This is a genomic window from Bradyrhizobium sp. USDA 223, assembly GCF_044909005.1.
Taxonomy (GTDB): Bacteria; Pseudomonadota; Alphaproteobacteria; order Rhizobiales; family Xanthobacteraceae; genus Bradyrhizobium; species Bradyrhizobium yuanmingense.
This window is the reverse complement of sequence record NZ_JBIYDR010000001.1, coordinates 4,043,961-4,059,686: the sequence shown is the minus strand read 5'-3', so window position 1 is coordinate 4,059,686 and position 15,726 is coordinate 4,043,961. Positions and strand designations below refer to the sequence as shown.

Below are 15,726 nucleotides of genomic sequence, written 5' to 3'. Positions count from 1 at the left end.
GAGGGCACATGACCGCCTATCTGAAGCTCGACCACATCGACAAGGTCTTCACCCGCGGCGCCGCCAGCACGGAGGTGCTGAAGGACATCAACCTGACGATCGAGAAGGGCGAATACGTCTCGATCATCGGCCATTCCGGCTGCGGCAAGTCGACCCTGCTCAACATCATCGCAGGGCTGACTGGCGCCACCACGGGCGGCGTGCTGCTGGAAAACCGCGAGGTGAACTCGCCGGGGCCCGATCGCGCCGTGGTGTTCCAGAACCACAGCCTGCTGCCATGGCTGACCGTCTACGAAAACGTCAGGCTCGGCGTCGACAAGGTCTTTGCCAAGACCAAGTCCCGTGCCGAGCGCGACGCCTGGGTGATGCACAATCTCAACCTCGTGCAGATGGCCCATGCCAGGGACAAGCGTCCTTCGGAGATCTCCGGCGGCATGAAGCAGCGCGTCGGCATCGCCCGGGCGCTGGCGATGGAGCCGAAGGTGCTGCTTCTCGACGAGCCGTTCGGCGCGCTCGACGCGCTGACCCGCGCCCACTTGCAGGACTCGGTGATGGCGCTGCATCAGAAGCTCGGCAATACCATCCTGATGATCACCCACGACGTCGACGAAGCCGTGCTCCTATCTGATCGCATCGTGATGATGACCAACGGACCGAGCGCGCGCATCGGCGAGGTGCTGGAGGTGCCGCTGGCGCGGCCGCGCAAGCGGCTCGACCTCGCCACCAACGCCACTTATCTGAAGTGCCGCCAGCGCGTGCTCGAATTCCTCTACGAGCGTCATCGCTTCGTCGAAGCCGCGTAAGTCACGCGTTCACGCGAGATCTGCCCGCGCCCAATTAATCGACATCAAGCTCAATCCTTGTGCGTCGCACAGGGATTGAGCGAAACGCAAATTTAGCGTGCGGAAAAGCCCTGCAAACCATTCGGGCAGTACGAATAACATCCTGAAATCCCTTTGTTTCCTGCGTGCGCGCAACTGGCACGGAAATTGAAACGTCTTTGCGCGACGCCAACGACGACGTCCCTCAACATCATCAATCAGCATCGTGATCTCGCCACCGGGGGTGAAGCCTCGGAGCGCGCCTCCGTGACCGGAGGCAGAGCCTGCAACGACGCAGCGGTGAGCCTGGAAGGGATACGCAATGACGAAGAATCCGACCCTGAAGTCCAGCTGGATTTCAGACTGGCGCCCCGAGGATGAGGCGTTCTGGAACAATACCGGCAAGTCGATCGCGCGGCGCAATCTGATCTGGTCCATCGTCGCCGAACATATCGGCTTCTCCGTCTGGCTGATCTGGAGCATCGTCACCACCAAGCTGCCGCAGGCCGGCTTCCACTACACCACCGACCAGCTGTTCCAGCTCGTCGCCGTGCCGGGCCTGATCGGCGCCTTCATGCGCTTTCCCTACACCTTCGCGGTGACGACGTTCGGCGGCCGCAACTGGACCATCTTCAGCGCGGCGATCCTGTTCATCCCGACGTTGTCGCTTGCCTATTTCGTCAGCCAGCCCGACACGCCGTTCTGGCTCATGCTGCTGGTCGCCTCGACCGCGGGTCTCGGCGGCGGCAATTTCGCCTCCAGCATGACCAACATCTCCTTCTTCTTTCCCGACCGGATGAAGGGATGGGCGCTCGGCCTCAACGCGGCCGGCGGCAATATCGGTGTCTCCAGCGTGCAGCTCCTGACCCCGATCCTGATGACGCTCGCCGTCTTCAACCTGTATCAGGCGACGCCCGTCGACGGCATCTTCCTGCAGAATGCCGGCCTGATGTGGGTGCTGCCGATCGCAATCGCGGTGTTCGGCGCGGTGTTCTTCATGAACAACCTCACCACGGCGAAATCGTCGGTGAAGAACCAGCTCGCGATCGTCAAGCGCAAGCACACCTGGATCATGGCCTATCTCTATATCGGCACGTTCGGGTCCTTCATCGGCTATTCGGCGGCGTTTCCGCTGCTGCTCAAGACGCAGTTCCCCACCGTGACAATCTCGATCGCCTTCCTCGGCCCGCTGGTCGGCTCGCTGTCGCGTCCGCTCGGCGGCTGGCTCGCAGACCGGGTCGGCGGCTCCATCATCACGTTCTGGAATTTCATCGTGATGGCGGGCGCCACGGTCGGCGCGCTCTATTTCGTCGGACACAAGGATTTCATCGGCTTCCTGTCGATGTTCCTGATTCTGTTCGTGACGACGGGCATCGGCAACGGCTCGACCTACCGCATGATCCCCTCGATCTTCCGCGAGGAGAACCTTTTCAAGGTGCGCGGCAAGGGCGATGCGGCACGCAGCGCTGCCCTGAAGACCGCGAGCATCGAGAGCGGCGCGGCCGTCGGCTTCATCGGCGCAGTCGGTGCCGTCGGCGGCTATCTGATCCCGAGCGGCTTCGGCAAGTCGATCGCCATGACCGGCGGGCCGCAGCTCGCGCTCGTGGTCTATCTCGGCTTCTACGCCTCCTGCCTCGCTCTGACCTGGTGGTTCTACCTGCGTCGCAGCCCGCAGGGTGAGGGCGCGCCAAGCCTCGCCGAGGCGCGTGTGTGAGCACGACAAATTGGCACGAATGTCGCTTCTCCCCGTACGCGGGGAGAAATCTCTCTGATGACGTTTGACTCATGAACTTTGTCCGCAATGGCGCGGACGAAGGCAGACCGAAACAGACAGGAGAACATCATGACGCCCGAGCAGATTACCCTCGTTCAGCAGAGCTTCGCCAAGGTCGCCCCGATTTCGGAAGCCGCTGCGGTGCTGTTCTACGACCGCTTGTTCGAGGTGGCGCCGTCCGTGCGGGGGATGTTTCCCGAGGACATGACCGAGCAGCGCAAGAAGCTGATGGGCATGCTCGCCGCCGTGATCAGCGGCCTGTCGAATCTGGAGTCGATTCTTCCCGCGGCCTCCGCGCTCGCCAAGCGTCACGTCGACTATGGCGCCAAGGCCGAGCACTACCCCGTGGTCGGCGCGAGCTTGCTTTGGACCCTCGAGAAGGGCCTTGGCGAAGCCTGGACGCCCGAACTCGCCGCAGCGTGGACCGACGCCTATGGCGTGCTGTCCGGCTACATGATTTCCGAGGCCTACGGCGCGCAAGCGCAGGCCGCCGAATAGGAGATGCGTTGTGAGTGAACCGCTGGTCATCGTCGGCAACGGTATGGCGGCCGCGCGTCTGGTCGACGAGCTCGCCAAGACCGCGCTCGGCCGCTACGCGGTCGCCGTGATCGGCGAAGAGCCGCGGCTCGCTTACAATCGCGTGCTCCTCTCCTCCGTGCTGGCGGGCGAGACCGGCTCGCACGAGATCGAGCTGCGGCCGGCCGGTTGGTGGCGAGACCGCGGCGTCACGGTACGCTACGGCTATCGCGTCAGCGAGATCGATGTCGGCCGCCGTGAGCTCAAGATCGCGGGCGAGGAGAGCATGGAATATTCCAAGCTCGTGCTCGCCACGGGATCGACGCCGCTGCGGCTCAACGTGCCGGGCGCCGATCTTGCCGGCGTGCACACGTTTCGCGACACCCGCGACGTCGACCTGCTGCTGACGCTGGCCGCGGCCAGGAAGCGCGTCGTCGTGGTCGGCGGCGGCCTGCTCGGGTTAGAGGCGGCCTACGGTCTCGCCAAGGCCGGCGCACCGGTGACGCTGCTGCATCTGATGGACCGGCTGATGGAGCGTCAGCTCGACGCGCCCGCGGCCGACCTGCTCAAGACGCTGGTCGAGCGCAAGGGTATCCGCATCCTGCTCAATGCCGCGACGGCCCGCATCCACGGCGACGGCCACGTCCAGGCGGTCGAGCTCGCCGATGGCAGTCGCATCGCGGCCGATGCGGTGATCTTCGCCGCGGGCATCAAGCCGAACGTCGCGCTGGCGAAAGAGGCGGGAATCGCGGTCAACCGCGGCGTCGTCGTCAACGACGTGATGCAGACCTCCGCGTCCGACATCTTTGCGCTCGGCGAATGCGCCGAGCATCGCGGCACCTGCTATGGCCTGGTCGAGCCCGCCTACGAGCAGGCGCGCGTGCTGGCGCGGCATCTGGCCGGCCGGCCCGCCGCTTATCAGGGCAGCGTGGTCTCGACCAACCTGAAAGTCTCCGGCGTCAGCGTGTTCTCCGCCGGCGACTTCATGGGCGGGGAGGGCAGCGAGAGCCTCGTGCTGTCGGATCGCAGGCGCGGCACTTACAAGAAGCTCGTCATCGCCGACGGTCGGCTCACCGGGGCGGTGCTGATCGGCGATACGATCGATGCGCTCTGGTACCTCGAGCTGATCCGCAATCGCGACAAGGTCGCTTCGATCCGCACCGACATGATGTTCGGCCGCGCGCTGGCGCAGCCTTCGAAAGCGGCGTGATATGACGGCGATCGATCCAAATCTCCGCACCACCAAGACCACCTGTCCCTATTGCGGCGTCGGCTGCGGCGTGCTCGCAACGCCTGACGGCAAGGGTGGTGCAGCAATCGCGGGCGACCCCGATCATCCCGCCAATTTCGGCCGGCTGTGCTCGAAGGGCTCCGCGCTCGGCGAGACCGTCGGCCTGGAAGGGCGGCTGCTCTATCCGATGATCCGCTGCAAGGGCGTGCTGGAGCGGGTCGCCTGGAGCGATGCGCTGGACCACGTCGCCCACCGCATGCAGCACATCGTGGCGCGCGATGGGGCCAACGCGGTCGCGTTCTATCTCTCCGGCCAGCTCCTCACCGAAGACTATTACGTCGCCAACAAGCTGATGAAGGGGTTTGTCGGCACCGCCAATGTCGACACCAATTCCCGGCTCTGCATGTCGTCCTCGGTTGCGGGCCATCGCCGCGCTTTCGGCGCCGACACGGTGCCTGGCTGCTATGAGGATCTCGACCAGGCCGATCTGCTCGTCTTCGTCGGCTCGAACGCGGCCTGGTGCCATCCGGTGCTGTTCCAGCGCATGGTGAAGAACAGGCAGGAGCGCGGCGCCCGCATGATCGTGATCGATCCGCGCCGCACCGATACCGCCAGCGATGTCGACCTGTTCCTCGGCCTCAAGCCCGGCACCGACACCGCGCTGTTCTCCGGCCTGTTCGTGCATCTCGCCGACAATGGCGTGCTGGACCAGGATTACATCGCGCAGAACACGTCGGGCTTCGATGATGCGCTGGCGCGCGCGCGCAACATCGCCGGCAGCGTCACTGCGACCGCGCTCGCCACGGGCCTCTCCGAGCAGGACGTCGCCGCCTTCTTCAGGATGTTCCGCGACACCGAGAAGGTCGTCACGCTCTATTCGCAAGGGGTCAACCAGTCGGCGCAGGGCACCGACAAGGTCAACGCCATCCTGAACTGCCATCTCGCCACGGGGCGGATCGGCAAGCCGGGCGCCTCGCCGTTCTCGCTGACCGGCCAGCCCAACGCGATGGGCGGCCGCGAGGTCGGCGGCCTCGCCAACATGCTCGCCGCCCATATGGGTTTCACGCCGCCCGACATCGACCGCGTCAGGCGGTTCTGGAAGGCGCCGCGCATCGCCACCCATGAGGGGCTGAAAGCGGTGCAGCTGTTCGAGGCGATCAACCGCGGCGAGGTCAAGGCGCTCTGGGTGATGGGCACCAACCCCGCGGTGTCGCTGCCCGATGCCGACATGGTGCGCGACGCTCTGAAGAAGCTCGAGCTGTTCGTGGTGTCCGAGAACGTGCTCTCCAACGACACCGTCGCGGCCGGCCCGCACGTGCTGCTGCCGGCGCTGGCCTGGGGCGAGAAGTCGGGCACGGTGACCAATTCGGAGCGGCGCATCTCGCGCCAGCGCGCGTTCCTGCCGGCGCCGGGGGAAGCGCGTCCTGACTGGTGGATCCTGAGCGAGACTGCAAAACGTCTCGGCTTCGGCGACAGCTTCAATTACAAATCGGCCGCCGATATCTTCCGCGAGCATGCCGCGCTCTCGGCGTTCGAGAACAATGGCAGCCGCGATTTCGACATCGGCGCGCTGACCTCGCTGTCGGACGAAGCCTTCGATGGTTTGAAGCCGGTGCAATGGCCGGTGCGCGAGGGCGGGACGCCCGGCGAGCGCTTCTTCGCGCAGGGCGGCTTCTTCACCAATGACGGCAAGGGCCGCTTCGTTGCGCCGGAGGTGCCGGCGCTGCGCGGCGAGACCGGCCCGTCGCGTCCCCTGAGGCTCAACACCGGGCGCATCCGCGACCAGTGGCACACCATGACGCGCACCGGCCTGAGCCAGCGCCTGGGCGCGCATCTGCCCGAGCCTTTCGTCGAGATCCATCCCGACGATGCCGGCAAATACGGCATCGCCCATGACGGCTATGCCCGTATCACCACCGATTACGGCCAGTGCATCCTCAAGGTCGTCGTCAGCGACCGCCAGCAGCGCGGCACCCTGTTCGTGCCGATCCACTGGAGCGCGATGAACGCCTCGCACGGCCGCGTCGGGGCGATGGTAGCACCGTTCACCGATCCGTTCTCGGGACAGCCGGAAGCCAAGGCGACGCCGGCCGCGATCGCGCCTTACGAATTCGTCTTCCGCGGCTTTGCATTGTCGCGCAAGCCGCTCGATCTGCCGCAGAACCTGTTGTGGACGCGCGCGACCGTCAGCGGCGGCTTCGGCTATCTGTTCGCCGACAATGCCGATCTCGCCCGCTGGCCCGCCTGGCTCGAGAGCGTCGCCGGAGAGGACGTTGCCGAATATCGCGATTTCGGCGGCGGGGTTTTTCGCGCGGCTTCGTTTGTTGGGGATCGAATCGAGACCTGCCTGTTCGTCGGCCCCGCGCACGATGCCGGCGACTGGGAGGTGGTGAAGAGCCTGTTCGCGGCCGATCAGGTCACGGATGAGCAGCGCCGCATGCTGCTGTCGGGCAGGTCCAGCGAAGGCGCGGCCTCGACCGGCCCGATCGTCTGCGCCTGCTTCGGCGTCGGCCGCGGCATCATCTGCGACAGCATCGCTGGCGGCGCGCGCACGGCCGCCGAAATCGGCGCCAAGCTCAAGGCCGGCACCAATTGCGGCTCCTGCATCCCCGAGCTGAAACGCCTGATCGCCACGACGGAAGTGCCAGCACAGCAGGCGAAGATCGCAAGCGCGGCGGGGTAGGGCTGGCTCTCTCAACCGTCATTGCGAGCGCAGCGAAGCAATCCAGAGTCTTTCAGCAGAGGGATTCTGGATTGCGTCGCTGCGCTCGCAATGAGTTGATGCAGGTGCGCACCAAATCGATCATCTCGTGCCCCGGACGCAGCGCAGCGCATAGCGATGCGCTGCAGAGCCGGGGCCCATGTTGCACCGAGTTGCGTGGCTTCCTGGGTCCCGGCTCTGCGCAGCAGCGTTTCACGCTGCAGCGCGCCCGGGACACGAGAGCGACGTGGACGCAGCCATGCCCCCCGCGCCAATCGACGCGCCCTCGATTGTGCCCTATGCTGCCCGCGCTCCCCCTCAACAAACACAACAACAAAGATGTACCTGGAAACGCCGCCGCGCCTGATCGAAACCAGGCTGTTCACCGCCATGCCCGAAAAGTTTCGCCGCAAGGGCGTGCGAACCGATTGGGCCGATGCCAACCGGCCGAACATGCCAACCGAGAGCTTCATCGAGGGGCCGTCATTCGACAAGGACGGCAATCTCTACATCGTCGACATTCCGTTCGGCCGCATCTTCCGGATTGCGCCCGACGGCGAATGGTCGCTCGTGGTCGAATATGAGGGCTGGCCGAACGGGCTGAAGATCGCATCCGACGGACGCATCCTGGTCGCCGACTACAGGCATGGCATCATGGAGCTCGATGCCGAAGCCGGCCGCGTCAAGCCGGTCGTGACCGGGCGCAATTCGGAATCGTTTCGCGGCTGCAACGACCTGCATCTCGCCTCCAACGGCGATATCTATTTTACCGACCAGGGGCAGACCGGGCTGCATGATCCGAGCGGGCGCGTCTATCGGCTGGGTTCGAACGGCCGGCTCGATTGCCTGCTCGACACCGGCATCAGTCCGAACGGCCTGGTGCTCGACCCAACCGAAACCGTGCTGTTCGTCGCGATGACGCGCGACAACGCGGTGTGGCGGCTGCCGTTCATGAAGGACGGCAGCGTGTCCAAGGTCGGCCGCTTCTGCTCGCTGTTCGGCACCAGCGGCCCCGACGGTTTGACCATGGATGCCAAGGGCCGCCTGTTCGTCGGCCACCCCTCGCTCGGCCACGTCTTCGTGTTCGCGCCGAACGGGGAACTGATCGCGCGCATCAAATCGTGCGCGGGACCGAACTGCACCAATGTCGCGATCGGTGGCGAGAACAAGGATCGGCTCTATATCACGGAGTCCGCGACCGGCAGCGTGCTGGTGGCGGATATCGGGGGATTGTAGCGCTGACTCTTAGCCTCTCCCCGCTTGTGGGGAGAGGCCGACGCGCAAAGCGCGGCGGCGGGGGGGACTCTGCGCGAGTCTCTTTGCTATCGAGTTTGCGGAAGCAGCCCCTCACCCCGACCCTCTCCCCGTAAGAACGGGGAGAGGGAGAAATAACAGCGGAGATCGGAGCGACCATGAACACAAAACCCTTCGGCAAGACCGGCGCAAACGTCTCCGTCATCGGGCAGGGCACCTGGTATCTCGACCACGGCGACCGCAAGCGCGCGATCGCGGCGCTGCAGCGCGGGCTCGATCTCGGCATGACCCACATCGATACCGCCGAGATGTACGGCGATGCCGAGCTCGTCATTGCGGATGCGATCGCAGGCCGGCGCGATGAAGTGTTTCTCGTTTCGAAAGTGCTGCCCAGCAACGCCTCGCGCCGCGGCACCATCACCGCCTGCGAGCGCTCGCTGAAGCGACTGAAGACCGACCGGCTCGACTGTTATCTGTTGCACTGGCGCGGCTCCTATCCGCTGGAGGACACCGTCGCTGCGTTTGAAGAGTTGGTGCAATCAGGCAAGATCAAATCCTGGGGCGTCTCCAATTTCGATGCCGACGATCTCGACGAGATTCTCGAAGTCTCCGGCGAGGGCCGGATCGCCTGCAACCAAGTGCTCTATCATCTGAAGGAGCGCGCGATCGAGCATGCGGTCGTCCCGTGGTGCGAACGGCACACTGTTGCCGTCGTCGCCTACTCGCCGTTCGGCCACGACGATTTCCCCGCAAGCAGCAGCAAGGGCGGCGCCGTGCTGGCGCGCATCGCGGAAGCGCATCGTGCGACGCCGCGTCAGGTCGCGCTGGGCTTCCTGACCCGTGCGACTACGGTGTTCGCGATTCCGAAGGCCTCGTCCGCGGAACATGCCGGCGAGAATGCGGCGGCGGGCGATCTCGTGCTGACGAAAGATGAGGTTGACGCGCTCGACGCGGTGTTTCCGCGCGGGCCGAGGCCGCGCGGCCTGCCCATGCTGTAGTGCACAACGGGCAATATTAACGGAGCATTGACGCGCGCAGCGGCTCGCGCATATCGGCATCCTGTTTTCGGAAGTTGTGAACGCGGGGCATTTGTCGTTTTTTACGGCTGTTCTCGATTCGCATTTTGCCCGGGTTCCAGCCGTGACACCGCCGCCCGCCGCAGCCGCAAGGCTCGACAGTATTCCCATGCCTGTGCCGGAGAAGAAGCAGCAGGCTCGCCGCGCGCCTGCGCGCGTCGATCATCCCTTCAAGGGCATCGCGCTGATCCTGCTCTCGACGGTGTTTCTCGGCTGCTCCGACGTCACTGCGAAATATCTTTCGACCAGCCTGCCCTCGATCGAGATCACCTGGATCCGGTTCCTGACTTTCACGCTGCTGTTCACGCCCGTGATGCTGCCCGCTTCGCCGTTCTATGCGATGCGGACCAAGCGTCCCGGCCTGCACGTGATGCGCGGGGCGGCCCTGCTCGGCTCCTCGCTGTTCTTCATCACGGGCCTCGGCTTCCTGCCGATCGCGGAAGCGTCCGCCACCGGTTTCGTCGCGCCGCTGTTCGTCACGGCGCTCTCGATCGTGTTCCTCGGCGAGAAGGTCGGCATGCGCCGCTGGCTCGCCACCGCGCTCGGCTTGATCGGCGTGCTGATCATCCTGCGCCCGGGCACCAGCGCGTTTCACCCCGCTGCCTTCTTTCCGTTGGTCTCGGCGGCGTGCTGGGCCGGCACGCTGATCCTGACGCGGATGATGAGCGGACGCGAAGCCGTCGTCACCACCATGGCTTATTCCTCGCTCACCGGCCTTGCCATCCTCACCGCGATCGTGCCGTTCGTCTGGGTGACGCCGTCCTGGACCGCGATCGCGCTCGGTATCTTCATCGGCGTCGCCTCGACCGCGGGCCAGTGGATCGTCGTGCTCGCCTATCGCTACGGCGATGCCTCGGTGCTGGCGCCGTTCTCCTACTCCCAATTGTTGTGGGTCAGCATTCTCGGCTTCTTCATCTTCGGCGAGATCCCGAGCATCTGGACCGTCGTTGGTGCAGCCTTCATCGTTGCCAGCGGTCTCTACATCGCCCATCGCGAGCGCGTCCGCCGCGCCCAGCTGCTCGTGCTGGAAGAGCGGTCTCCGAACGCCTGACGCAAGTTCGCAGCTTTCGCGTCATGCTATCAACGGCTCCAACGATCAGGGAGGAGCCGGATGCGCGCCGCGATTTTCAGGAACGGTGAAATCGTCGTAGGTCGGATGGCCGAGCCGACGCCGGGCCCCGGCCAGGTTCTGGTCAAGACGCTCGCCTGCGGCATCTGCGGCTCCGATCTGCACGCGCGCCAGCACGCCCATCGCATGGTGGAGATGGCGCGTAAGACCGGACGCAAGCCGATGGATCTCAGCCGCGACGTCGTGTTCGGCCACGAATTCTGCTGCGAGATCGTCGACTACGGCGCCGGCACATCGCGCAAGCTGAAGCCGGGAACCCAGGTCTGCTCGCTTCCCGCGCTGGTGACGCCGCAGGGCATCGAAGGGATCGGCTATTCCAACGACAATATCGGCGGCTATGCCGAGGCGATGCTGCTGAGCGAAGCGCTGCTGCTCGAAGTACCCAATGGCCTCGCGCCGGAGCATGCCGCGCTCACCGAGCCGCTCGCCGTCGGCGTTCATGCCGTCGCCAAAGCCAATATTCGTGGCGGCGAGGTGCCGCTCGTGATCGGCTGCGGCCCGGTCGGGCTTGCGGTGATCGCGGCGCTGCGGATCAAGGGCCTGCATCCGATCATCGCGGCCGACTATTCGCCGGCGCGGCGCGCGCTCGCCGCAAAACTCGGCGCCGACATCGTCGTCGATCCCCGCACGTCGCAGCCTTATACGACCTGGGCCGAGCACGCGCAGATGTCGGAGGCCGAGAAGGCGGCGCGGCCGCCGTTCCAGGCCATGCTGCCCGCGCTGAAGCCCGCCATCATCTTCGAATGCGTCGGCGTGCCCGGCCTGTTGCAGCAGGTATTCGAGGGTGCCCCGCGCGATGCGCGCATCGTCGTGGTCGGCGTCTGCATGGAGAGCGACAGAAGCGAGCCCATGCTCGGCATCATGAAGGAGCTCAACGTCCAATACGTGCTCGGCTACACCCCGGAGGAGTTTGCTGCGGCGCTGCGCCTGATCGCCGAAGGGCAGGTGGACGCGGCCGCGATGGTCACCGCCGAAGTCGGCCTCGACGGCGTCGCCAAGGCCTTCGCCGATCTCGCCAACCCCGAAGCCCACACCAAGATCATCGTGCAGCCGTGGCGGTAGGAGTGTCAATATTTCGCCGGCACGTACATCTCCGGCGGGACCGGGCCTCGCTGATAGTCGGGATGTCGCACGCGCGGCGGCAGCGTCACCGGAGCCCGCACGACCTCCTGGTACGGGATCTGAGTCAATAGATGTGCGATGCAGTTGAGCCGGGCGCGCTTCTTGTCCACGGCATCGACGATCCACCACGGGCTATCCGGCAGATGCGTGTGCTCCAGCATCGTCTCCTTGGCCTTGGTGTACGCCTCCCAGCGACTGCGGGACTCGACGTCCATCGGGCTCAGCTTCCACTGCTTGAGCGGATCCTTGATCCGCATGGTGAAGCGGAACTGCTGCTCGTCGTCGGTGATCGAGAACCAGTATTTGACCAGGATGATGCCGGAGCGGATCAGCATGCGCTCGAACTCCGGCACTGTCTTGAAGAACTCCTGATATTCGTTCTCCGAGCAGAAGCCCATGACGCGCTCGACGCCGGCGCGGTTGTACCAGCTGCGATCGAACAGCACGATCTCGCCGCCGGCCGGCAGGTGCGCGACGTAGCGCTGGAAATACCATTGCGTGCGCTCGCGCTCGTTCGGCGCGGGGAGCGCCGCGACGCGGCAGATACGCGGATTGAGCCGTTGCGTGATGCGCTTGATCACGCCGCCCTTGCCGGCGGCGTCGCGGCCCTCGAACAGCACCACGACCTTCTTCCTCTCGCTCTGCACCCAGTCCTGGAGCTTGATCAACTCGCCCTGGAGGCGAAGCAGTTCCCGGAAATAGAGCCTGCGATCGACCGTCGGTTTCAGGGTTCCGGTCTCGTCGAGGAGCTCGTCGAGACGGGCATCATCCAGCTCCATCTCAAGTTCCTCGTCGAGATCATCGGCCATTTCCTGGATGATGCGCGCGCGCTTGGAGATCTCGGATTTGCGATCGGCTGCGGTCATGGGTCCTTCTCTCCGCTAGGATGCCAGTTACCAACGACCATCGGCGGGCTTTGTTGCGCCCATGTGACAACCCGCCAATACCTCGGAGCCAGGTCACACCGGCAGGGCGATCGAATATTTCACCTGGCTGAGCGCAAAGCTGGACTCGATCGAGGCAATGCCGTCGAGCCGGGTCAGCTTGGTCTTCAGGAACGTCTCGTAGGAGGCGAGGTCGGCGGCGACGACGCGGAGCAGGTAGTCGCGGTTGCCGGTCATCAGATAGCATTCCAGCACCTCGTCCCATTTCGAGATGGCGCGCGCGAAGCGGTTGAGGTCCTCCTCCTTCTGCCGTGCCAGCTTGATCGAGATGAACACGCTGACATGCAGTCCCAGCGCCTTCTGGTTCACGGTCGCGACATAGCGCGAGATGACGCCGCGCTCCTCCAGGAGCTTGACCCGGCGATGGCAGGGCGAGACCGAGAGCCCGACCTTGTCGGCGAGCTCCTGCATGGTCAGGCGGCTGTCGTTCTGAAGGTGGCTGAGGATCTTGCGGTCGATGGCGTCGAGCTCGGGCATTGGGATGAAACCTGCATTTTGTCTGCTACGTTGGTAAAGTATCCCAATATCGGAGGGTACGGCGCGAAAAATTGAGAAGTTTGACGCACCGCGCAGGCGTATGATCGGTGCATATTTCCCGGAGCATCGCCATGCCCGTTGACCCCGCCCGTCTCGAAATCCTGACCGCCCTCAGCCGCAAGGCGCTGTGGCTGTCGTCCTGGACCATCCACCACGCCAACCACATCCGCTCCAATGCGGATGGCCTCAAGGTCGGCGGCCACCAGGCCTCGTCCGCCTCGCTCGCCACCATCATGTCGGCGCTGTACTTCCACGTGCTGCGCCCTGAGGACCGCGTCGCGGTGAAGCCGCATGCGAGCCCGGTGTTCCACGCCATCCAGTATTTGTTCGGCCGGCAGAGCCGCGAGAAGCTGGAGAATTTTCGCGGCTTCAAGGGCGCGCAGTCCTATCCCTCGCGCACCAAGGACGTCGACGACGTCGACTTCTCCACCGGCTCGGTCGGCCTCGGCGTCGCGCAGACGCTGTTCTCCTCGCTGGTGCAGGACTACGTCAAGGCGCACGGCTGGATGAAGGACCGCCGCGAGGGGCGGATGATCGCCCTCGTCGGCGATGCCGAGATGGACGAAGGCAACATCTTCGAAGCGCTCGCGGAGGGCTGGAAGCACGGCCTGCGCAACACCTGGTGGGTGGTCGACTACAACAGGCAGTCGCTCGATGCCGTCGTGCGCGAAGGTCTCTGGGAAAAGTTCGAGACCATGTTCCGCAATTTCGGCTGGGACGTCGTCATCGTGAAATACGGCCGACTGATGCGCGAGGCCTTCGCCGAGCCCGGCGGCGAGGCGCTGAAGCGCTGGATCGACAATTGCCCGAACGCGCTCTATGCGGCGCTGTGCTTCCAGGGCGGCGCAGCCTTCCGCAAGCACCTCCATGATGAGATCGGCGACCAGGGCCCGATCACAAGACTGATCGACAAGCGCAGCGACGAGGAGCTCTTGGCGCTGATGTCGAATCTCGGCGGCCACGACATGGCGAGCATGCTGGAGGCGTTCGACGCGATCGATCACGACCGCCCGGTCTGCTTCATCGCCTACACCATCAAGGGCGTCGGCCTGCCGTTCCAGGGCCACAAGGACAACCACGCCGGTCTGATGACTGTTGCGCAGATGGAGAAGTATCGCGAGAGCCAGAACATCCGGCCCGGCCACGAATGGGACAAGTTCGAAGGGCTGTCGCAGGATGCAGCCGAGCTCGAGGCCTTCCTCGCGCGGGTGCCGTTCAACCAGGATGGCCGCCGGCTCACGGCGCCCGTCGTCGAGGTGGCGCAACAGCTCGCCTTCAAGCCGTCGCCGCAGATGTCGACCCAGCAGGGCTTTGGCCTCGTGCTGAACGAGATCGCGCGCAGCGACAGCGAGCTCGCCAGGCGCATCGTCACGACCTCGCCGGACGTCACCGTCTCCACCAATCTCGGCCCCTGGGTCAATCGCCGCGGCCTGTTCGCGCGGGCCGAGAAGGCGGACTTATTCCGCAGCGAGAAAATTCCTTCGACCTACAATTGGGACGCTTCGCCAAAGGGCCAGCATCTGGAGCTCGGCATCGCCGAGATGAACCTGTTCATCATGCTCTCGGCGCTCGGCCTGTCGCACCAGATCAACGGCGAGCGGCTCTTGCCGGTCGGCACGCTCTACGATCCCTTCATCGAGCGCGGCCTCGATGCGCTGAACTACGCCTGCTACCAGGACGCCCGCTTCATGGTGGCGGCGACGCCGTCGGGTATCACGCTCGCGCCCGAAGGCGGCGCGCATCAGTCGATCGCAACGCCCTTGATCGGCATGGCGCAAGACGGCCTCGCCTCGTTCGAGCCGGCCTTCGTCGACGAGCTCGCCGTGATCATGGCTTTCGGCTTCGAGCACATGCAGCGCGATCCAGGCGAGGGCGGCTCGGTCTATTTGCGGCTCTCGACGCGCTCAATCGAGCAGGCGCAGCGGATCATGACACCGGAGCTGCGACAGGGCATCACCGACGGCGCCTATTGGCTGCGCAAGCCGGGGCCGAATGCCGAGGTCGTGATCGCCTATACCGGCGCGGTCGCGCCTGAGGCGATCGAGGCGACCGGCTTCATCGGCGAGAGCCGCCGCGACGTCGGGCTGCTCGCGATCACCTCGGCCGATCGTCTCCATGCGGGGTGGACCGCCGCGCGGAAATTGCGGCGCGACCGCCGCGGCGTGCAGCATCTCAGCCACATCGAAAAGCTCCTGGCGCCGCTGCCGCGCGACTGCGGCATCGTGACCGTGATCGACGGCCATCCGTCTGCGCTCGGTTGGCTCGGCAGCGTCCGCGGCCACCGTGCCGAGGCGCTCGGCGTCGAGCAGTTCGGCCAGACCGGCAGCATCGCGGACCTTTATCGGCACTACGGCATCGATGCGAACGCGATCATCGATGCGGCCGAAAGCCTCACCACCGGCGCACCGGTGCTGCACCGGAAGATGGCGGTGTAGTGGAGGTAACTGCCTCGTCATTCCGGGGCGACGCGCAGCGTCGAGCCCGGAATCCATAACCACGATCGGGAGTATGGATTCCGGGCTCGCGCTCCGCGCGCCCGGAATGACGGCTGAGAGTGCCTTGCCACGTTCCCGCCACCGGCTCATATAACCTCCGTCCGCCGCAACGCTGGCCCCGCATAT

Annotated in this window: 13 protein-coding genes; 10 read left to right on the top strand and 3 right to left on the bottom strand. The window is 65.2% G+C overall.

The features are described 5' to 3' along the window. Positions 1-8: 8 nt before the first annotated feature. Positions 9-803, top strand: coding sequence for an ABC transporter ATP-binding protein (locus tag ABIA40_RS18705; RefSeq protein ID WP_157281028.1), 795 nt, complete (start codon positions 9-11; stop codon positions 801-803). 9 nt (positions 804-812) lie between these two features. Here the strand turns inward: ABIA40_RS18705 and ABIA40_RS18700 are convergent, their stop codons facing one another. Beyond that, positions 813-1,046 (bottom strand): hypothetical protein, encoded by a 234-nt coding sequence (locus tag ABIA40_RS18700; protein ID WP_275496695.1) that lies wholly within the window; start codon positions 1,044-1,046, stop codon positions 813-815. A gap of 97 nt (positions 1,047-1,143) precedes the next feature. On the opposite strand from ABIA40_RS18700, the gene ABIA40_RS18695 reads away from it, so the two are divergent. The 8 genes from ABIA40_RS18695 to ABIA40_RS18660 all read left to right on the top strand — a co-directional run bounded on the left by ABIA40_RS18695 (position 1,144) and on the right by ABIA40_RS18660 (position 11,564). Next, positions 1,144-2,535 (top strand): MFS transporter, encoded by a 1,392-nt coding sequence (locus ABIA40_RS18695; RefSeq protein ID WP_404542715.1) that lies wholly within the window; start codon positions 1,144-1,146, stop codon positions 2,533-2,535. Between the two features lie 129 nt (positions 2,536-2,664). Continuing rightward, positions 2,665-3,093, top strand: coding sequence for a globin family protein (locus ABIA40_RS18690; RefSeq protein ID WP_404542713.1), 429 nt, complete (start codon positions 2,665-2,667; stop codon positions 3,091-3,093). Positions 3,094-3,103: 10 nt separating this feature from the next. Next, positions 3,104-4,321 carry an NAD(P)/FAD-dependent oxidoreductase gene (locus ABIA40_RS18685; protein WP_404542711.1) on the top strand — a complete coding sequence of 406 codons (1,218 nt, stop codon included), beginning with the start codon at positions 3,104-3,106 and terminating at the stop codon, positions 4,319-4,321. Between the two features lies 1 nt (position 4,322). Continuing rightward, complete coding sequence (locus ABIA40_RS18680) at positions 4,323-7,025, top strand: molybdopterin-dependent oxidoreductase (protein ID WP_404542708.1); 2,703 nt, start codon at positions 4,323-4,325, stop codon at positions 7,023-7,025. Positions 7,026-7,382: 357 nt separating this feature from the next. After that, entirely contained in the window at positions 7,383-8,279 is an 897-nt protein-coding gene (locus tag ABIA40_RS18675) for an SMP-30/gluconolactonase/LRE family protein (protein ID WP_404542707.1), read from the top strand. Between the two features lie 176 nt (positions 8,280-8,455). Next, the gene (locus ABIA40_RS18670; protein WP_404542704.1) at positions 8,456-9,295 is read left to right on the top strand and encodes an aldo/keto reductase; all 840 of its coding nucleotides are present in this window, start codon (positions 8,456-8,458) and stop codon (positions 9,293-9,295) included. 187 nt (positions 9,296-9,482) lie between these two features. Beyond that, positions 9,483-10,424 carry a DMT family transporter gene (locus ABIA40_RS18665; RefSeq protein WP_404546274.1) on the top strand — a complete coding sequence of 314 codons (942 nt, stop codon included), beginning with the start codon at positions 9,483-9,485 and terminating at the stop codon, positions 10,422-10,424. A gap of 60 nt (positions 10,425-10,484) precedes the next feature. Further along, complete coding sequence (locus ABIA40_RS18660) at positions 10,485-11,564, top strand: zinc-binding dehydrogenase (RefSeq protein ID WP_404542702.1); 1,080 nt, start codon at positions 10,485-10,487, stop codon at positions 11,562-11,564. A 5-nt stretch (positions 11,565-11,569) separates the two neighbouring features. Here the strand turns inward: ABIA40_RS18660 and ppk2 are convergent, their stop codons facing one another. Beyond that, positions 11,570-12,490 carry a polyphosphate kinase 2 gene (gene ppk2 / locus ABIA40_RS18655; RefSeq protein ID WP_404542699.1) on the bottom strand — a complete coding sequence of 307 codons (921 nt, stop codon included), beginning with the start codon at positions 12,488-12,490 and terminating at the stop codon, positions 11,570-11,572. A 93-nt stretch (positions 12,491-12,583) separates the two neighbouring features. Next, positions 12,584-13,045 (bottom strand): Lrp/AsnC family transcriptional regulator, encoded by a 462-nt coding sequence (locus ABIA40_RS18650; protein ID WP_404542696.1) that lies wholly within the window; start codon positions 13,043-13,045, stop codon positions 12,584-12,586. A gap of 131 nt (positions 13,046-13,176) precedes the next feature. On the opposite strand from ABIA40_RS18650, the gene ABIA40_RS18645 reads away from it, so the two are divergent. Then, positions 13,177-15,540 carry a transketolase gene (locus ABIA40_RS18645; RefSeq protein WP_404542693.1) on the top strand — a complete coding sequence of 788 codons (2,364 nt, stop codon included), beginning with the start codon at positions 13,177-13,179 and terminating at the stop codon, positions 15,538-15,540. The last annotated feature ends 186 nt before the right edge of the window (positions 15,541-15,726 follow it).